Source organism: Serratia plymuthica NBRC 102599, from assembly GCF_001590925.1.
Lineage (GTDB): Bacteria > Pseudomonadota > Gammaproteobacteria > Enterobacterales > Enterobacteriaceae > Serratia > Serratia plymuthica.
The window spans coordinates 101429-120065 of record NZ_BCTU01000011.1; the positions used below are offsets into that span (position 1 = coordinate 101429).

Here is an 18637-nt window from a genome sequence, read left to right on the forward strand (position 1 = left end):
TGTTGTTCACCAGCCAGTGGGGTCATACCCACTGGTTTTTTTATTATTGGTCGCGGTGATGTTCTTGCAATTTTTTCACCGTAGCCTAAGGTTTTGTCTTCCGCTTTAGGGGCAGGGACGAAGATATGAAACGACTGTACTGGTTGCCGCGCCGCTTTAATCCCATCTTTGCCGCATTCCTGCTGATTGCTTTTCTTTCCGGGATCGCCGGAGCGCTGATGGCACCGACGCTGAGCCTGTTCCTCACCACCGAAGTCAAGGTGCGGCCGCTTTGGGTGGGGTTGTTCTACACCGTCAACGCCATTGCCGGCATCGTCGTCAGCTTTCTGCTGGCCAAGCGTTCAGATACGCGGGGTGACCGGCGTACGCTGATCCTGGTGTGCTGCCTGATGGCGGTCGGCAACTGCCTGCTGTTTGCCTTCAACCGCGACTACCTGACGCTGATCACCGCCGGGGTGCTGATGTCGGCGATTGCCAATACCGCCATGCCGCAGATTTTCGCGCTGGCGCGGGAGTATGCCGATAGTTCGGCGCGCGAAGTGGTAATGTTCAGCTCGGTCATGCGTGCGCAGCTGTCGCTGGCGTGGGTGATAGGTCCACCTCTGGCGTTCACGCTGGCGTTGAACTACGGCTTTACCTGGATGTTTGGGATCGCCGCCGCCACCTTCGCGATCTGTGCCTTGCTGGTGTGGTTTACCTTGCCTTCGGTGCCGCGCACCCAAGCGGCGGAGCAGGGCGATGCGCTGGACGGTGTGCCTTCGGCCCCAATAGCGTCCGCCAGCGCCTGGCGAAACCGCGATGTGCGGTTGTTGTTTATCGCCTCTATGCTGATGTGGACTTGCAACACCCTGTACATCATCGATATGCCGCTGTACATCACCGCCGATCTGGGCCTGCCGGAAAACCTTGCGGGGTTGTTGATGGGCACGGCCGCCGGGCTGGAGATCCCGGCGATGCTGCTGGCCGGTTATTACGTCAAACGTTTCGGCAAGCGCAATATGATGCTGTTTGCCGTGGTGGCCGGCATCCTGTTTTATGCCGGATTGGCGGTGTTTAAATTCAAGCTGGCGCTGATGGTCTTGCAACTGTTCAACGCCATATTTATCGGCATCATCGCCGGTATCGGCATGCTCTATTTCCAGGATCTGATGCCCGGGCGGCCGGGTGCGGCGACGACCTTGTTTACCAACAGCATTTCCACCGGGGTGATCCTGGCCGGCGTGCTGCAAGGCGCACTGGTAGAAAACCTGGGGCACTATGCGGTTTACTGGCTGGCGACGGCCCTGGCGGTGGTGGCGCTGTGGATCAGTGTTCGGGTACGAGAAGTGTAAACGCTAACGTCATTAACATTGACGCATGTCATTGAGAACATTACGCCAGAACCCCAAGCTATACGGACCCGGAGCGCGATTGCGGCGCTCTTGCCCATCTTGCTGCTGAGATGCCGATCCGTTTAGACCATTTGGGTATGCCATGGACAAACTAACACCGCTCAAACCCGTCCCCTCTCTGTGTGCCGTTGCCGCCGTTTTGCTAATTTGGTTTGTCATCCCGGTTCCTGAAGGGGTTGCGCCCAACGCCTGGCATCTGCTGGCGCTGTTTATCGGCACCATCATCGCCATCATCGGCAAGGCGATGCCGATCGGCGCCGTTTCGGTGGTGGCCATCGCGCTGGTGGCCATCACCGGGGTGACTAATCCCGGCAAGCCGGGTGCGGCGCTGGAGGATGCGCTGAGCGGCTTCTCCAATCAGCTGATTTGGCTGATTGGCTTCTCGATCATGATCTCCTTTAGCCTCAACAAAACCGGGTTGGGCTCGCGGATCGGTTACTATTTTATTTCCCTGTTCGGTAAAAAGACGCTGGGCATTGCCTATGCGCTGACGCTGGCGGAACTCACTTTGGCACCGGTGACCCCGAGCAATACCGCCCGTGGCGGCGGGATTATTCATCCGATAATGAAGTCGATCGCCGACAGCTTCGGATCCCGGCCGGAACTGAACAGTTCCGGCAAGATTGGCCGTTATCTGGCGCTGGTGAATTACAATATCAACCCGGTGAGTTCGGCGATGTTCATTACCGCCACCGCGTCTAACCCTCTGATCGTCAGCCTGATCGCCAAAGGCACCGGCGGCAGCCTGGAACTGTCATGGTCAATGTGGGCGCTCGCCGCACTGGTGCCGGGGCTCTGTTCGCTGGCGGCGATACCGCTGGTGCTCTATCTGTTGTACCCGCCGGAGATTAAAAGCACCCCGGATGCACCGCGTTTTGCGCGGGAAAAACTCACAGAGTTGGGCCCGGTGACGCTGCCGGAGAAAATCACTTTAGGGGTGTTTGCCCTGCTGCTGGTGTTGTGGGCCGGCATTCCGGCGATGATCTTTGGCCCAGCTTGGCTGGTAAACCCGACCACGGCGGCGCTGATCGGCCTGGCGGTGCTGCTGGCGACCGGCGTGCTGAGCTGGGAGGACGTGCTGAAGCACAAGGGGGCCTGGGATACGGTGGTGTGGTTCTCCGCGCTGGTCATGATGGCCAGTTTCCTCGGCAAGCTGGGGCTGATTGACTGGCTGTCGCACTCCGTCGGCAGCGGCATCGATCATATGGGTATGAGCTGGGTAGGGGGCGCTATCTTGCTAACCGCCATCTATCTCTATTCGCATTATTTCTTCGCCAGCGCCACCGCTCACGTTACCGCTATGTTTGCCGCCTTCCTGGCCGCCGGAATGACATTGGGCGCACCGCCGGCGCTGCTGGGGTTGATTCTGGCGTTCGCCTCTTCACTGATGATGTCGCTGACCCATTACGGTACCGGCACTGCGCCTATTGTCTTCGGCTCCGGTTACGTGACGCTGGGAGAATGGTGGAAAACCGGCTTTGTGGTGAGCGTGGTTAACCTGCTGATCTGGATCCTGATCGGCGGGGCGTGGTGGAAGTGGCTGGGTTACTGGTAACCCCGTCATACTTGGAGCTGCCGCCTTGCCGCAGCTCCAATTATTTAAGGTATTAGAAGGTGATCAGTTCAGAAACGCCGGCTGCTGTGCCTCGTAGCGGGAGATGTCCGCTTCGTGCTGCAGCGTGAGGCCGATGCTGTCCAACCCGTGGATCATGCAGTGGCGGCGGAAGCTGTCGATCTCGAACGGATAGCTTTTTCCACCGGCATTCACCGTCTGATTTTCCAGATCCACCACAAACTCGGTACCTTCGTTTTCAGCCACCAGCTTGAACAGCGTATCCACGTCCTGTTCGCTCAGTGTCACCGGCAGCAGTTGGTTGTTGAATGAGTTGCCGTAGAAGATATCGGCGAAGCTTGGCGCTATCACCACTTTGAAGCCGTAGTCGGTCAGCGCCCAGGGCGCATGCTCGCGTGAGGAGCCGCAGCCGAAGTTCTCACGCGCCAACAGGATGCTGGCCCCTTTGTAGCGCGGCTTGTTCAGCACGAACTCCGGGTTCGGTTGCTGGCCGGCGTCGTCCAAAAAGCGCCAGTCGTTGAACAGATGCTGGCCGAAACCCGTGCGGGTGACTTTCTGCAAAAACTGTTTTGGAATAATGGCGTCGGTGTCGACGTTGGCCGCATCCAAAGGCACCACTAAACCGGTATGTTGAGTAAATTTAGCCACGGTAGTGCCCCTTAGTGAATATCACGGATATCGGCGAAATGGCCGGCAACGGCAGCGGCAGCGGCCATTGCCGGGCTGACCAGGTGGGTGCGCCCACCGCGGCCCTGACGCCCTTCGAAGTTACGGTTGCTGGTGGATGCGCAGCGTTCGCCCGGATTCAGGCGGTCGTTGTTCATCGCCAGGCACATGGAGCAACCCGGCAAACGCCATTCAAAACCGGCTTCAATAAAGATCTTGTCCAGACCTTCGGCTTCCGCCTGCGCTTTTACCGGGCCGGAACCCGGCACCACGATGGCCTGAACGCCGTTGGCGACTTTGCGCCCTTTGGCAATCGCCGCCGCCGCGCGCAGATCTTCGATGCGTGAGTTGGTACAGGAGCCGATAAACACTTTGTCGATCGGCACTTCAGTCAGCTTAATGCCCGGCTTCAGATCCATATAGGCCAACGCCTTCTCGGCTGAGGCGCGCTCGACCGGATCGCTAAAGGATTCCGGTGCCGGGATCGCCTGATTGACGGCGATCACTTGCCCAGGGTTGGTGCCCCAGGTCACCTGTGGCGCGATGTCTTCGGCGCGCAGGGTTACTACGGTGTCGAATTTGGCATCGTCGTCGGATTTCAGCGTGCGCCAGTAAGCGACGCCTTGTTCCCAGTTCTCGCCGGTAGGCGCAAACTGGCGGCCTTTCAGATAATCAAAGGTGGTGTCGTCCGGTGCGACCAGGCCCGCTTTGGCGCCCATTTCGATCGCCATGTTGCACAGCGTCATGCGGCCTTCCATGCTCAGCGCTTCAATCGCCTTGCCACAGAACTCCACCACGTGGCCGGTGCCGCCGGCACTGCCGGTTTTACCGATCACCGCCAGTACGATGTCCTTGGCGGTGATGCCTTCCGCTGCGACGCCGGTCACTTCGATTTTCATGGTCTTGGCGCGGCCCTGCTTCAGGGTCTGGGTCGCCAGCACGTGCTCCACTTCCGAGGTGCCGATCCCAAACGCCAACGAACCGAAGGCGCCGTGGGTGGCGGTATGGGAGTCGCCACAGACGATGGTCATGCCCGGCAGCGTCATGCCCTGCTCTGGGCCGATAACGTGCACGATGCCCTGGAACGGGTGGTTCAGGTCATACAGCGAAACACCGAACTCAGCGCAGTTCTTGATCAGTTCCTGCATCTGAATGCGCGCCATCTCGCCGCTGGCGTTAATGTCTTTGGTCTGGGTGGACACGTTGTGGTCCATGGTGGCAAAGGTCTTGCCCGGCTGGCGTACTTTGCGGCCCATGGCGCGCAGGCCGTCGAACGCCTGCGGAGAAGTGACTTCGTGCACCAGATGGCGATCGATATACAACAGCGGCGTTTCGTTCGGCGCTTCGTACACCACGTGGGCATCGTATAATTTCTGATATAACGTTTTCGACATGTTATGCCCCCTGAGCTACAAAGCGGGCGATGATGTCACCCATTTCATCGGTGCTGATGGCTTTACCCTCACCGGCCAGATCGGCGGTGCGGTAACCTTGTTCCAGCGCCTGGTTGATGGCGCGCTCAATGGCGTCGGCCGCCTCAGAGGCCCCCAGGCTGTAACGCAGCAACAGGGTGGCGGACAGGATCTGGGCGATCGGGTTGGCGATGCCTTTACCCGCGATATCCGGCGCAGAACCGCCCGCAGGCTCATACAGACCAAAGCCCTGTTCGTTCAGGCTGGCGGAAGGCAGCATGCCCATCGAACCGGTGATCATCGCGCATTCGTCGGACAAAATATCGCCGAACAGGTTGGAACACAGCAACACGTCGAACTGCGACGGGTCTTTAATCAACTGCATGGTGGCATTGTCGATGTACATATGCGACAGCGACACGTCCGGATAGTCTTTGGCAACCTGGTTCACCACTTCACGCCACAGAATGGAGCTTTGCAGCACGTTGGCCTTATCGATAGAGGTCACTTTGTTACGGCGTTTGCGTGCGGACTCAAAGGCGATGCGCGCAATGCGTTCGATCTCGAAGCGGTGATACACCTCGGTATCGAAAGCGCGTTCCTGCATGCCCTGGCCTTCACGGCCTTTCGGTTGACCGAAGTAGATACCGCCGGTCAACTCACGCACGCACAGGATGTCAAAACCGCGGGCGGCGATGTCGGCACGCAGCGGACAGAATTCTTCCAACCCTTGGTACAGGCGGGCCGGACGCAGGTTGCTGAACAGTTTGAAGTGCTTGCGTAACGGCAGCAATGCACCGCGCTCAGGCTGTTCTGCCGGCGGCAGGTGTTCCCATTTCGGGCCGCCCACCGAGCCGAACAGGATCGCATCGGCCTGCTCGCACCCGCTGAGGGTGGCCTGCGGCAACGGGCTGCCGTGGCGATCGATGGCAATGCCGCCGACGTCGTATTCGCTGGTGGTGATGCGGATATCAAAGCGCTGACGCACGGCGTCCAACACTTTGTGCGCCTGAGCCATTACTTCCGGGCCGATTCCGTCTCCGGGCAAGACGGCAATATGGTAAGTCTTCGTCATGTTCACACCGTTTCCTGATTATTTTGATGTTTGCTTTGCTGCAGACGCTGTTTTTCTTTTTCTACCTGCTGGGAGCGCCAAATATTATTCAATACGTGAACCATCGCCTTGGCGGAGGATTCCACGATGTCGGTCGCCAGACCCACGCCGTGGAAGCGGCGGCCGTTGTAGGACACCACGATATCAACCTGGCCCAGAGCGTCGCGGCCCTGGCCTTTGGCGGTCAGTTGATATTTCACTAATTCGATCGGGTAGTCGGTAATACGATTGATGGCCTGATAAACCGCGTCGACCGGGCCGTTGCCGGTTGCCGCTTCGGCTTTTTCTTCATCGCCGCAGATCAGTTTCACCGAGGCGGTGGCCATGATGTTGGTGCCGGACTGCACGCTGAAATAGCCCAGGCTGTAATGCTCCGGCTCTTCCTGCTGCTTGTTAATGAAGGCTAAAGCCTCCAGATCGTAATCGAATACCTGGCCTTTCTTGTCGGCCAGTTTCAGGAACGCCGTGTACAGGGTGTCCAGGTTGTAGTCCTGTTCCTTATAGCCCATCTCTTCCATGCGGTGTTTTACCGCAGCGCGGCCGGAACGGGAGGTCAGGTTCAACTGCACGTCTTTCAGACCTATGGTCTGCGGCGACATGATTTCGTAGTTTTCACGGTTCTTCAGCACGCCGTCCTGATGAATGCCGGAGGAGTGGGCGAAGGCATTGGAACCCACGATCGCTTTGTTGGCCGGAATCGGCATGTTGCACAGCTGGCTGACCAACTGGCTGGTGCGGAAGATTTCCTGGTGATTAATGTTGGTGTGCACGTTCATGATGTCCTGGCGCACTTTGATCGCCATGATCACTTCTTCCAGCGAGGTATTGCCGGCGCGTTCACCGATGCCGTTCAGCGTGCCTTCAACCTGACGAGCGCCCGCCTGCACGGCGGCGATGGAGTTGCCTACCGCCATGCCCAGATCGTCGTGGCAGTGGACCGAAATAATGGCTTTATCAATGTTCGGTACGCGGTCATACAGGGTGGTGATGATGCCGCCGAACTGGTTTGGCGTGGTGTAGCCGACGGTGTCCGGGATATTGATGGTGGTGGCGCCGGCGTTGATGGCGGCTTCCACTACGCGGCACAGATTATCGATTGGCGTCCGGCCAGCGTCTTCGCAAGAGAACTCCACGTCGTCGGTGTAATTGCGGGCGCGCTTCACCGAGCGTACCGCCATTTCCAGCACTTCATCGAAAGAGCGCTTCAACTTGGATTCAATGTGCAGAGTGGATGTAGCCAGGAACACGTGAATACGGAAGGCCTCGGCAACGCGCAGCGCTTCGGCGGCGACGTCGATATCATTATCCACGCAGCGGGCCAGGCCACATACGCGGCTGTTTTTGATCTGACGGGCGATGGTCTGCACCGATTCAAAATCACCCGGAGAGGAGACCGGGAAACCGACTTCCATTACGTCGACGCCCATTCTCTCCAGCGCCATGGCTATCTGAATCTTCTCTTTTACGCTCAGACTGGCTTGCAGAGCTTGTTCACCATCACGCAGCGTGGTATCGAAAATAATGACTTGTTGGCTCATCAGGGCGTTCCTTATCGTGTTTATTTCACGCTAAGCGGGTAAAAAAAAACCCGCGCAGTAGCGCGGGTTTGTTATGAGTGAGGGACTGAATCAGCTCTGAACTCCGTCCACCAGCATACCGCGCAAAGAAGATGCGTTAAGTAGTAGGCTTAGTAGACGGTGAGTACGGATCATGAGGGTTCAGCTTCTCTTAAAATTGTGTCGTTCCTAATTTGATACGTTATTGGCCTGGCGATGTCAACATCTGATTGAATAGAGGGCGAACCCCTTGTCAGGAAATTGGGTAAAAGTGGTCGCAGAGGATAGTTCGGCAAAAATTCGCCGGGTTAGTGGAAAAACGGGGGGTGTTTTGCGCATTGCTTAGCATAAATTAATCGAATATATGCGGCGGCAATTGCTTCTGTATCTCATTAGGTTAAAATTTGCGTTGAAGCGATAAAGATGTCTGACATCCGGAGGACAAAGTGCATACCATTTTTTTTGTAAATGGTTTCATTTAAATATATATAATTTATTTATTGGTAGAAAGGACAGATAACAAGATAGTGCGTTTTTGCATAGGCTAAACGTATATTCTAGACGGTTGTGATATGTTTTTATCGCTTGGCTTATAATCGAAACTTCGTTGCTAAACAGTATTCATTATTTTATCTACCTATTTATTAGTACTGTGTTGGCGCCGTTCTTCCCCCGTAACGGTGGAAGTCTCTGATACGCACCTCATATGCGGTTCTCGCTACGGCGGTATAGCAAGGGTTTCTGTCGTTTGATTGAAGGAATAACTGATCTTGTCTTGCGGGAATAAAACAATACGGCTTCACATTGTTTGTCTTGCACAGCGATAAGATTATCTACACAGGATTTAGTGGAGTGATATATGGCTGAATATGATTCAGAAATTGCCATGGTTAAAGAGCCTGCGGACATTCATTTGCGCAGCGTCGATCTTAATTTGCTGACTGTTTTTGACGCCGTGATGCAAATGCAGAATATTACGCGAGCCGCTACTTCATTAGGGATGTCGCAGCCGGCGGTGAGCAACGCGGTTGCGCGCCTGAAGGTGATGTTCAATGATGAGCTGTTTGTGCGCAGCGGGCGGGGGATCCAGCCCACGATGCGGGCCAGACAGTTATTCGGGCCGGTACGTCAGGCGCTGCAATTGGTACAAAATGAACTGCCCGGCTCAGAGTTCGAACCCTTTACCAGTATACGGGCTTTCTCGCTATCCCTCTGCAGCCCGCTCGACTTACGGTTGGGAGCCAAGATAATCAACCACGTCAAACAGATAGCCCCACAGCTTAATTTGCAAGTGAAGTCATACATTAACAATAATATTGAGCATCAATTGCGTTATCAGGATGTTGAGTTCGTTATTGGCTACAGTCGATTTGAGTCAGCGGAGTTTCGCAGTTTGGCGCTGTTCGACGATGAACTGGTGCTGGCCGTCGCGCAGGCGCACCCGAGAATGACTGCGGGTCTTACACCGGAGCAAGCTTTATTTGAGCAACATGCCGTGGTCTCGCTGGAAAGCTTTGGATCTTTCAGCAAGCCTTATTATATCGAAGAAGCCATGCAGCGTGCCGTGACTCAGCAGTGTACCGATTTATATAGCGTGTTAAATATGGTCTCCCAGACGGAAATGGTGGCTATCGCACCGGCATGGCTGGTACGGCAACAGGCCACTTCACTGAAGATAAAAGCGGTGCCTTTGTGTGCGGAAGACAATAAAGCGACATGTTATCTTTCCTGGCACGAATCGTCCGAACGCGATAAAGGGCATCAATGGATGAAATCCGTTCTGACTGAGGCGGGTAACCCAGAGTAAATCCATGGAATACTCTCCCTGAAGAAAGATAATATTTATATGAGCAGGTTTTTTGCATGATAAAAAGCTAAGAACTATCTTGGTTTTTATTAAGATGTTTCTGGGTTTTTTGCGATAAAATAACTATTCTATAGCTGTTATGATTATTTTATGAAAAATAATAGCCATGAATTTATATTCTGATTTTTTAATTTTTATTGGTGTTTTAAACTGATTTGAATGAACGGCCCGCAGGGGCCGCATTTTGTCCCCGACATAAAACCTTTTCAACGCTGCTCTGTCCAACCTGAGGGTGTGGTGAAGCTAGCCTGCGTTTTGGCTCACACTTCTACGCTGAAAACTCTTTTCCCGCTGCCTGAGAGTAGGTAGACTGCGCGAAAAAAAGTAAACACGTGTAAGCTGAGATTCGGGGCCAGAGGCTCTGCTCGAGGTTAACTGTTTGATTCATTTCAGGCTTAGAGCGCTATGATCAATAATCTGCTGCAATACCATCTGACTCATCGTATACAGCACCAAATTTCCCATCGTGCCGATCGCACAGCTTTTCGCCAATGGTCTCCTGATGGCGAGACACAACTGACCTGGGGACAGGCCGACGTCCATATTAACCGCATCGCCAGCGCGCTGCTGGCGTTGGGGTCCGAAGTGCAGGAGCGCATCGCGATTTTTGCCAATAACTGCATGGCTTGGTCGCTGGCGGATTTGGCTATCCTGCAACTTCGGGCGGTGAGCGTACCCTTGTATGCCACCAACACGCCCGCCCAGGCAGCATTTATTATTAATGATGCGGATATTCGCATCCTGTTCGTCGGCGAGCAGGCACAGTTGGATGCAGCCATTGCGCTGCGCGGTGTGTGCCCGCAGTTGAATCATATCATCGTGTTCGATGACGCAGCCGATCTGCGCGGGTGCGATATTGCCCGGCATCTGAGCGCCTTTGAGCGTGGGGCCGATGTTGATGCCTTTGAACCTCAACGGCGGGAGCGTATTGCAGATTGCGATCTGCGGGATCTGTTCACTCTGATCTACACCTCCGGCACTACCGGCGAGCCAAAAGGGGTGATGCTGGATTACCGTAATCTGGCCGCGCAGCTCTATTTGCACGACGAGCGGCTAACGGTGAACGAAGAGGATGTCTCCCTCAGTTTCCTGCCGATATCACACGTATTTGAGCGCATCTGGAGCTTCTTCATCATGCACTCGGGCGCGCAAAACGTGTATCTGCCGAATACTGACTGGGTGCGTGAAGCCATGACGGCGGTACGCCCGACGTTGATGTGCGCGGTCCCCCGTTTCTACGAAAAAATCTTTAGCGCGGTGCATGAAAAGGTAGCGCGTGCGCCCTGGCTGCGTCGTGCATTGTTCCATTGGGCGATCGTCTGTGGTGAACGCAAGTTCCTGCAGGAGCGCGCCGGTAAGCCGCTGGGTAAGTTGTTCAACCTTTCCCACCGCTGGGCCGACAAGCTGGTCCTGAGCAAGCTGCGCGGCATCCTCGGTGGGAAGGTGCGTTTCTTGCCGGCGGCGGGGGCCAAACTTGACGACAATGTCATCCTGTTTTTCCAGGCGATGGGCGTCAATATCAAATATGGTTACGGCATGACCGAGACCTGCGCCACCGTCTCCTGCTGGGAAGAGGGGAATTTCCGCTTTGGCTCTATCGGCAAGCCGTTGCCGGGGGTTGAGGTGCGTATTGGCGAGGAAAACGAGATTCAGGTACGTGGCCCCGTCGTGATGCGTGGCTATTTCAATAAGCCGCTGGAAACCGCCGCTTCTTTTACCGGGGATGGCTGGCTGAAAACCGGTGACGCCGGCGCGATTGACGAGGCGGGTAACCTGTTCATTACCGAGCGACTGAAGGATTTGATGAAAACCTCCGGCGGCAAATATATTGCCCCGCAGATGCTTGAAGGCACGCTGGCTCAGGATCGTTTTATCGAGCAGGTGGCGATCATCGCCGATGCGCGTAAATTCGTTTCGGCCCTGATCGTACCCAGCTTTGAGTCGCTGGAAGAGTATGCGAAATCCATTAACCTGAAATACCAGGATCGGCTTGAGCTGCTGCGTAATAGCCACATTATAGAAATGTTCGAGAGCCGTCTGCGCGACATGCAAAAAGAGCTGGCGCGCTTTGAGCAGGTGAAAAAGTTTACCCTGCTGCCGGCGGCCTTTTCGATGGAGTTGGGTGAACTTACCCCCACGCTGAAGCTGCGCCGGAAGGTGATTCTACAGCGCTACCAGCATGAAATTGACTCGATGTACCAGGATCAGGCATAAGGATGCCGCCGGGCAGTACGGCCGGCTAAAAAAACAGCATAATTATTGCCTGATATAGTTCTGTAATTCCCTATCTGCTCGAAACAATGCCTAGCCCGATCCTCCAGCGGCTAGTGCATTGTTTTTGTAAACCCCCGATCCTCAGTCGCATGGCAATAACCACTCTGTTTCTGAGTCTTTTTGTCGTTTGCCTGCTCAATACTCTGACGTTATGTTAGCCAGTTAGAATCAATACACAAAAATTTTGGGGCATTGCCCCACAACAGGCGCTACGTTCCGGCGCCAGACAAGAATAAGTAAGCCTGGAGGCAAACCCATGGAGATGTTGTCAGGAGCCGAGATGGTCGTCCGATCGTTGATCGATCAGGGCGTTAAGCATGTATTCGGATATCCGGGCGGGGCGGTACTCGATATCTACGACGCCCTGCATACGGTCGGAGGAATCGATCACATATTGGTGCGTCATGAGCAGGGTGCGGTGCATATGGCCGATGGCTATGCGCGCGCTACCGGTGAGGTCGGCGTGGTGCTGGTGACTTCCGGCCCCGGCGCGACCAATGCGATTACCGGCATTGCGACCGCCTATATGGACTCGATCCCGATGGTGGTGCTTTCCGGCCAGGTTCCAAGCTCGCTGATTGGCTATGACGCCTTCCAGGAGTGCGACATGGTCGGGATTTCTCGTCCGGTGGTGAAGCACAGTTTCCTGGTGAAGCGCACCGAGGATATCCCCGGCATCTTGAAAAAAGCCTTTTATCTGGCCTCAACCGGCCGTCCTGGCCCGGTCGTGATCGACCTGCCGAAAGATATCGTTGGCCCGGCGGTCAGAATGCCTTACGCCTATCCGCAGGAAGTGAGCATGCGCTCCTATAACCCAACGGTGCAGGGCCACCGCGGGCAGATAAAGCGCGCGCTGCAAACCATTTTGGCGGCTAAAAAACCGGTTATGTACGTTGGCGGCGGGGCGATCAACTCGGCCTGCGATGCAGAACTGCTGGAACTGGCGGAAAAGCTGAATCTGCCGGTGACCTGCACCCTGATGGGGCTGGGCGCCTTCCCCGGTACGCACCGCCAGAGCGTCGGCATGCTCGGCATGCACGGCACTTACGAAGCCAATAAAACCATGCACCATTCCGACGTGATTTTCGCCGTCGGCGTGCGTTTTGACGATCGCACGACCAACAACCTGGCAAAATACTGCCCGGATGCCACCGTACTGCATATCGATATTGATCCCACCTCGATCTCCAAGACGGTCGATGCCGATATTCCGATCGTGGGCGATGCCAAACAGGTGCTGACCCAGATGTTGGAACTGTTGGCGCAGGACGATAAGGCGCAGGACTTCGATGCGTTGCGCGACTGGTGGCAGTCCATTGAACAGTGGCGCGCGCGCGACTGTCTGGGCTATGACAAAAACAGCGGTACCATCAAACCACAGGCAGTGATCGAAACCCTGCATCGTTTGACCAAGGGGGATGCTTACGTCACCTCCGATGTGGGCCAGCACCAGATGTTCGCCGCGCTCTACTACCCGTTCGACAAGCCGCGCCGCTGGATCAACTCCGGTGGGCTGGGCACCATGGGCTTCGGCCTGCCGGCTGCGCTGGGCGTGAAGCTGGCGTTGCCTGATGAGACCGTGGTGTGCGTAACCGGCGATGGCAGTATCCAGATGAACATTCAGGAGCTTTCCACCGCGTTGCAATACAACCTGCCGGTGATAGTGGTGAACCTCAACAACCGCTATCTGGGCATGGTGAAGCAGTGGCAGGACATGATCTACTCCGGTCGCCATTCGCAGTCTTATATGGATTCCCTGCCTGATTTCGTCAAACTGGCGGAGGCTTACGGTCACGTAGGCATCGCCATTCGCACGCCGGATGAACTGGAAAGCAAACTGGCGCAGGCGTTGGCCGAGAAAGAACGACTGGTGTTTGTCGATGTCACCGTCGATGAGACCGAACATGTTTACCCAATGCAGATCCGCGGCGGAAGCATGGACGAAATGTGGTTAAGCAAAACGGAGAGGACCTGATCATGCGGCGTATTTTATCTGTATTGCTGGAAAACGAATCCGGCGCGTTGTCGCGTGTGGTGGGGCTGTTCTCCCAGCGTGGTTACAACATTGAAAGCCTGACGGTAGCGCCGACCGACGATCCCACCTTGTCGCGTATGACCATCCAAACCGTCGGCGATGAGAAAGTGCTGGAGCAGATCGAAAAGCAGCTGCATAAGCTGGTGGACGTTCTGCGCGTCAGCGAGCTGGTGCAGGGTGCACATGTCGAGCGTGAGATCATGCTGGTGAAGTTGCAGGCCAGCGGTTATGGCCGTGAAGAGGTGAAACGCTGCGCCGATATTTTCCGTGGGCAGATTGTCGATGTCACGGCTACGCTTTACACCGTTCAGCTGGCCGGCACCAGCGACAAGCTGGATGCGTTTCTTAATGCAGTGCGCGAAGTGGCTGAAATTGTCGAGGTGGCGCGTTCCGGCGTCGTCGGCGTGTCGCGCGGCGATAAAATTATGCGCTGAAACGTGATATTGGCATAATCTGAGGGCGCGGCATGGCTGCGCCTTTTGTTTTTCGGTGTTTTTTGCCTGTTTGCTGGCACCTTTCGGCAAAAGCGGTTGCTCGGCAGTGTTTTCTGCTGTTAGATCGCAGAGGCTGGATTGAATAACCGCACGGGATGCGATGGTTAATCCGAGCATAGCTTTCACTTCTATTTTCAGCGTCATTAAGGGGTTAACGTGAAACTGGATGAAATCGCGCGTCTCGCTGGCGTTTCGCGCACCACGGCCAGTTATGTCATCAACGGCAAAGCGAAGCAGTATCGTGTCAGCGATAAAACCGTCGAAAAAGTGATGGCCGTGGTCAGGGAGCATAACTATCACCCGAATGCCGTCGCAGCAGGATTGCGCGCCGGACGAACTCGCTCTATCGGCCTGGTGATACCGGATCTGGAAAACACCAGCTATACCCGTATCGCCAACTACCTGGAGCGCCAGGCGCGTCAGCGCGGTTATCAGCTATTGATTGCCTGCTCGGAAGATCAGCCGGATAACGAAATGCGCTGTATCGAACACCTGCTGCAACGCCAGGTCGACGCCATTATCGTTTCCACCGCTTTGCCGCCGGAGCACCCGTTCTATCAGCGCTGGGCCAAAGATCCATTACCGATCATCGCTCTGGACCGGGCACTGGATCGCGAGCATTTCATCAGCGTGGTGGGGGCCGACCAAGAGGATTCCTTCGCGCTGGCGCAGGAGCTTCGCACTTTTCCGGCGGAGTCGGTGCTGTATCTGGGTGCACTGCCTGAGCTGTCCGTCAGTTTCCTGCGTGAGCAAGGATTCCGCCAGGCGTGGGAGGGCGACGAACGGCCTGTCGATTATCTGTATGCCAACAGCTATGAACGCGAGGCTGCCGGCGTACTGTTTGCAGAATGGTTGAAAACGCATCCGATGCCGCAGGCGTTGTTCACCACTTCGTTCTCTCTGTTGCAGGGGGTGATGGATGTGACGTTGAAACAGCGGGGTCGCTTGCCGACAGATCTGGCGATCGCCACTTTCGGTGATCACGAGCTGCTGGACTTTCTTGAGTGCCCGGTGCTGGCGGTAGCGCAGCGCCACCGTGATGTGGCTGAACGGGTACTGGAACTGGTGTTGGCCAGCCTGGATGAACCGCGTAAACCTAAACCGGGCCTGACGCGTATTCGCCGCAATCTGTTCCGTCGCGGCAGTCTGAGCCGGAAATAAATAATACGGGCGGGGCGGCGACGCTGTTTCCTGCCTGTCTCCCCGCTTTACACATAGCCGGTTACCCGGAACAGCTTTCTGCAGTATTCAAGAAAGTAGCCATATATCACGCCCATCGCCATCGAGACCACGGCATTTCCGGCCACCGCGGTCATAATTTGCTGCCCGTCTGCACCTACGCTCCACAATATGGCGGCGTACACCGGCGATTGAAAACTGACATACGCCAGCAAGTCGGCGAGGTTACGCAGCAACCATTCCCCGTGATGAGAGCGTTTCGCAAGGCGAATAAACAGGTCGCGGTAGCGTCCATAGGGCCAGGCGATCAGGATATTCACCGGGATCGACACCAGGCGGGAGGAGAGCGATTGCTGAAAATTCATGCCGGAAACCAGAATTTCTATCGCCATTCCGGCGATGAAACAGTACACCACCAGTGCAAAAGTATCGGCGGCGGCGCTGCGCCAATAAGCGACAGGCGAAAGCATGGTGCAATCTCCTTAAGTGTTGGTTAATATTCTGTTAAATTTGATAATTGTGGTTGTTGATTCTTGGTTTTTGCGTTTTTTATAGTTTACTCCTCTATCTTGTTTTTATTGGATAGCTGAATATTTTTATTTATTGCCCTTGGCTGATTTTTATCCTGAGGAAGAGCGGTAGAATCTGGCGCGAAGGGATTAAAACGGGAGGGTTTTTACTTTTTTGATTTAAAACATATGGTTACGAATTTTTTCATTATAAAGTGCATTTTCACAGCAAAAATTGTGGGAATAAATGATGTAAGGAAATGAAACCATAATTGTAAACAGGTATTTTGAGAATAATCTTACCAAGCTGATTTAAATCGAAAATAACTCGACTCGTAATATCCGAGTAATTTATTTTTTCATCTGGCTTATCACTGACGCTTTAATTGAAGTAAAATAGCGCCCGACCTGAAGTGCAATAACCGTTGAGCGTTATTAACTCAATGGCTTATACCGTATTTCACCAATGACCGGAGTTAACGGCGAGCCTTGACCGGTGCGGGTTACGGCGGGTTACAGGGTTGTGATTGCCGAGCTAAAAAATGAGACATCGATTGCAGAAGGAAGTAATGAGTTAATTAATCGCCAATTTGTCAGGTTTTTAATCACCCTCTTTCCGCTCAGAAAATTATCCCCGTTTATCATGATGTTAATTTTAACTCATCGAATAAATAGCGTTCCTTTCGCGAGTCAGCTCCCAAAATGACGGGAGAAATATTGCCAAAGCGCCGCCGCTCTGGCTTGACAAGGTTTTCATACCCTCCGTAAACTCCCTTATGTGGGAATTTGTGGTGTAAAGTGGTGAAAACGGTCATGAAGGGGTAGCTCAGGAATGTTCCGTGGGGCAACGATGGTTAATCTCGACAGCAAAGGGCGGCTTGCCGTACCCACCCGTTATCGGGATTTGCTGAACGAGCAATCGCAAGGCCAAATGGTCTGTACCATTGACCTCCATCAGTCCTGCCTGCTGCTTTACCCATTGCCCGAATGGGAAATTATTGAACAAAAATTATCCCGTCTGTCGAGTATGAATCCCGCAGAGCGCCGCGTTCAGCGCTTATTGTTGGGGCATGCCAGTGAGTGTCAGATGGACAGCGCCGGTCGGTTGTTGCTAGCTACTACGCTGCGTCAACACGCCGGGCTTACAAAAGAAGTGATGCTGGTCGGGCAGTTCAACAAGTTTGAACTGTGGGATGAACAGACCTGGTATCAACAAGTCAAGGATGATATTGACGCAGAACAGTCGACTCAGGAACCGTTGTCTGAGCGGCTACAGGACTTGTCGCTATAAGCATGTTGGAAAACTATAAACACACCACCGTACTGTTGGATGAGGCGGTCAATGGCCTCAATATTCGCAGTAACGGCATATATATCGACGGTACTTTTGGTCGCGGTGGCCATTCTCGTCTGATTCTGTCCCAACTGGGGCCGGAAGGACGTTTGCTGGCAATTGACCGCGATCCACAGGCGATTGCAGCCGCCAAATCTATTGAAGATCCTCGTTTTACCATCGTACACGGCCCATTTTCTGATTTGTCACACTACGTGCGGGAACGCGAATTGGTGGGGCAGATTGATGGCGTCTTACTCGATTTGGGCGTTTCTTCGCCGCAGTTGGATGACGCAGAACGCGGTTTCTCTTTCATGCGTGACGGCCCACTGGATATGCGTATGGACCCATCAAGCGGCCAGTCCGCCTCTGAATGGTTGTTGAAAGCGGAAGCGGACGACATTGCCTGGGTGCTGAAAACCTTCGGTGAGGAGCGTTTCGCCAAGCGCATTGCCCGCGCCATCGTGGAAAGAAACCGTGTCGAACCGATGACGCGCACCAAAGAGCTGGCTGACCTGATCGCCAATGCCAGCCCGTTCCGGGAAAAACACAAGCACCCGGCAACGCGCAGTTTCCAGGCCATTCGTATCTATATCAACAGTGAACTGGAAGAGATTGAGCGTGCGCTGGACGGCGCGCTGGAAGTGCTGGCCCCGCAGGGCCGCCTGTCGATCATCAGTTTCCACTCGTTGGAAGATCGTATCGTTAAACGCTTTATGCGCCACCATAGCCGCGGTGCTCAGGTACCGGCAGGCCTGCCGCTGACTGAAGAGCAACTGCGCGGCATGGGCGGGCGCACGCTGAAAGCGTTGGGCAAGATGATGCCTTCGCAAGATGAAGTGGCGGAAAACCCACGCGCGCGCAGTTCAGTGCTGCGCATTGCCGAGAGGATGCCTGCGTGATTGGTAATGAACGCCACGGTTTGGTTGGGGTGATTGGCGGCGATCTGCTGCGTAACGCCAAGATCCCATTGATTTTACTGATCGCTTCACTGATTTCTGCGATTTTTGTGGTGACTACCGCACACCGTACCCGCCTGCTGACCGCTGAGCGCGAGCAGTTGGTGCTTGAGCGGGATGCTCTGGATATTGAATGGCGCAACCTGATTTTGGAGGAGAACGCCCTCGGCGACCACAGCCGGGTCGAGCGTATCGCCACCGAAAAACTGCAGATGCAACATGTTGATCCATCGCAGGAAAATATCATCGTTAAACAATGAACAGTTTAACTGAAA

15 protein-coding genes are annotated in these 18637 nt (G+C 54.8%); 10 read left to right on the top strand and 5 right to left on the bottom strand.

What is annotated here, in order from left to right:
* The first annotated feature begins 125 nt into the window (after positions 1-125).
* Both SPL01S_RS07765 and SPL01S_RS07770 read left to right on the top strand, forming a co-directional pair.
* Positions 126-1331: a sugar efflux transporter gene (locus tag SPL01S_RS07765; RefSeq protein WP_063198694.1), complete on the top strand. Its 1206-nt coding sequence runs from the start codon at positions 126-128 to the stop codon at positions 1329-1331.
* Positions 1332-1473: 142 nt separating this feature from the next.
* The gene (locus SPL01S_RS07770) at positions 1474-2946 is read left to right on the top strand and encodes a DASS family sodium-coupled anion symporter (protein ID WP_006323576.1); all 1473 of its coding nucleotides are present in this window, start codon (positions 1474-1476) and stop codon (positions 2944-2946) included.
* 63 nt (positions 2947-3009) lie between these two features.
* Here SPL01S_RS07770 and leuD read toward each other — a convergent pair whose 3' ends face one another.
* Genes leuD through leuA form a run of 4 tightly spaced genes read right to left on the bottom strand, consistent with a single transcriptional unit; the run spans position 3010 to position 7694 of the window.
* Positions 3010-3612 (bottom strand): 3-isopropylmalate dehydratase small subunit, encoded by a 603-nt coding sequence (leuD, locus tag SPL01S_RS07775; RefSeq protein ID WP_004950106.1) that lies wholly within the window; start codon positions 3610-3612, stop codon positions 3010-3012.
* 11 nt (positions 3613-3623) lie between these two features.
* Positions 3624-5024 carry a 3-isopropylmalate dehydratase large subunit gene (leuC, locus tag SPL01S_RS07780; RefSeq protein ID WP_004950109.1) on the bottom strand — a complete coding sequence of 467 codons (1401 nt, stop codon included), beginning with the start codon at positions 5022-5024 and terminating at the stop codon, positions 3624-3626.
* Between the two features lies 1 nt (position 5025).
* Positions 5026-6117 (bottom strand): 3-isopropylmalate dehydrogenase, encoded by a 1092-nt coding sequence (leuB, locus tag SPL01S_RS07785; RefSeq protein WP_004950110.1) that lies wholly within the window; start codon positions 6115-6117, stop codon positions 5026-5028.
* A 2-nt stretch (positions 6118-6119) separates the two neighbouring features.
* The gene (gene leuA / locus SPL01S_RS07790) at positions 6120-7694 is read right to left on the bottom strand and encodes a 2-isopropylmalate synthase (RefSeq protein WP_004950113.1); all 1575 of its coding nucleotides are present in this window, start codon (positions 7692-7694) and stop codon (positions 6120-6122) included.
* 877 nt (positions 7695-8571) lie between these two features.
* On the opposite strand from leuA, the gene leuO reads away from it, so the two are divergent.
* From leuO to cra, 5 genes are all read left to right on the top strand, one after another.
* A complete protein-coding gene (gene leuO, locus SPL01S_RS07795) occupies positions 8572-9519 on the top strand; it encodes a transcriptional regulator LeuO (RefSeq protein ID WP_062869620.1) in 948 nt (315 codons plus the stop codon).
* Between the two features lie 465 nt (positions 9520-9984).
* Positions 9985-11793, top strand: a complete 1809-nt coding sequence (locus tag SPL01S_RS07800; protein WP_062869621.1) for an AMP-dependent synthetase/ligase — start codon at positions 9985-9987, stop codon at positions 11791-11793.
* A 316-nt stretch (positions 11794-12109) separates the two neighbouring features.
* The gene (gene ilvI / locus SPL01S_RS07805) at positions 12110-13828 is read left to right on the top strand and encodes an acetolactate synthase 3 large subunit (protein ID WP_004950120.1); all 1719 of its coding nucleotides are present in this window, start codon (positions 12110-12112) and stop codon (positions 13826-13828) included.
* Positions 13829-13830: 2 nt separating this feature from the next.
* Positions 13831-14322, top strand: coding sequence for an acetolactate synthase small subunit (gene ilvN, locus SPL01S_RS07810; protein WP_004950121.1), 492 nt, complete (start codon positions 13831-13833; stop codon positions 14320-14322).
* 216 nt (positions 14323-14538) lie between these two features.
* Positions 14539-15543 (top strand): catabolite repressor/activator, encoded by a 1005-nt coding sequence (cra, locus tag SPL01S_RS07815; protein WP_004950124.1) that lies wholly within the window; start codon positions 14539-14541, stop codon positions 15541-15543.
* Positions 15544-15590: 47 nt separating this feature from the next.
* Here the strand turns inward: cra and SPL01S_RS07820 are convergent, their stop codons facing one another.
* Positions 15591-16031, bottom strand: coding sequence for an L-alanine exporter AlaE (locus tag SPL01S_RS07820; protein ID WP_063198696.1), 441 nt, complete (start codon positions 16029-16031; stop codon positions 15591-15593).
* Positions 16032-16902: 871 nt separating this feature from the next.
* Between SPL01S_RS07820 and mraZ the strand changes: the two genes are divergently transcribed.
* From mraZ to ftsL, 3 genes are read left to right on the top strand one after another with little or no spacing between them, the layout of a single operon-like run.
* Positions 16903-17361 carry a division/cell wall cluster transcriptional repressor MraZ gene (gene mraZ, locus SPL01S_RS07825; protein WP_004950128.1) on the top strand — a complete coding sequence of 153 codons (459 nt, stop codon included), beginning with the start codon at positions 16903-16905 and terminating at the stop codon, positions 17359-17361.
* 2 nt (positions 17362-17363) lie between these two features.
* Positions 17364-18305: a 16S rRNA (cytosine(1402)-N(4))-methyltransferase RsmH gene (rsmH, locus tag SPL01S_RS07830; RefSeq protein WP_004950130.1), complete on the top strand. Its 942-nt coding sequence runs from the start codon at positions 17364-17366 to the stop codon at positions 18303-18305.
* Positions 18302-18622 (top strand): cell division protein FtsL, encoded by a 321-nt coding sequence (gene ftsL / locus SPL01S_RS07835; RefSeq protein WP_062869623.1) that lies wholly within the window; start codon positions 18302-18304, stop codon positions 18620-18622. The genes rsmH and ftsL overlap by 4 nt, the downstream gene beginning before the upstream one ends.
* Positions 18623-18637: the final 15 nt, after the last annotated feature.

Excerpts from the sequence above, each read along its gene's own strand:
- leuO (WP_062869620.1), top strand. The coding sequence starts at position 8,572 with ATGGCTGAATATGATTCAGAAATTGCCATGGTTAAAGAGCCTGCGGAC.
- leuA (WP_004950113.1), bottom strand. The coding sequence starts at position 7,694 with ATGAGCCAACAAGTCATTATTTTCGATACCACGCTGCGTGATGGTGAA.
- SPL01S_RS07800 (WP_062869621.1), top strand. The coding sequence starts at position 9,985 with ATGATCAATAATCTGCTGCAATACCATCTGACTCATCGTATACAGCAC.
- leuB (WP_004950110.1), bottom strand. The coding sequence starts at position 6,117 with ATGACGAAGACTTACCATATTGCCGTCTTGCCCGGAGACGGAATCGGC.
- SPL01S_RS07770 (WP_006323576.1), top strand. The coding sequence starts at position 1,474 with ATGGACAAACTAACACCGCTCAAACCCGTCCCCTCTCTGTGTGCCGTT.
- ilvN (WP_004950121.1), top strand. The coding sequence starts at position 13,831 with ATGCGGCGTATTTTATCTGTATTGCTGGAAAACGAATCCGGCGCGTTG.
- leuC (WP_004950109.1), bottom strand. The coding sequence starts at position 5,024 with ATGTCGAAAACGTTATATCAGAAATTATACGATGCCCACGTGGTGTAC.
- ilvI (WP_004950120.1), top strand. The coding sequence starts at position 12,110 with ATGGAGATGTTGTCAGGAGCCGAGATGGTCGTCCGATCGTTGATCGAT.
- SPL01S_RS07765 (WP_063198694.1), top strand. The coding sequence starts at position 126 with ATGAAACGACTGTACTGGTTGCCGCGCCGCTTTAATCCCATCTTTGCC.
- SPL01S_RS07820 (WP_063198696.1), bottom strand. The coding sequence starts at position 16,031 with ATGCTTTCGCCTGTCGCTTATTGGCGCAGCGCCGCCGCCGATACTTTT.
- rsmH (WP_004950130.1), top strand. The coding sequence starts at position 17,364 with ATGTTGGAAAACTATAAACACACCACCGTACTGTTGGATGAGGCGGTC.
- mraZ (WP_004950128.1), top strand. The coding sequence starts at position 16,903 with ATGTTCCGTGGGGCAACGATGGTTAATCTCGACAGCAAAGGGCGGCTT.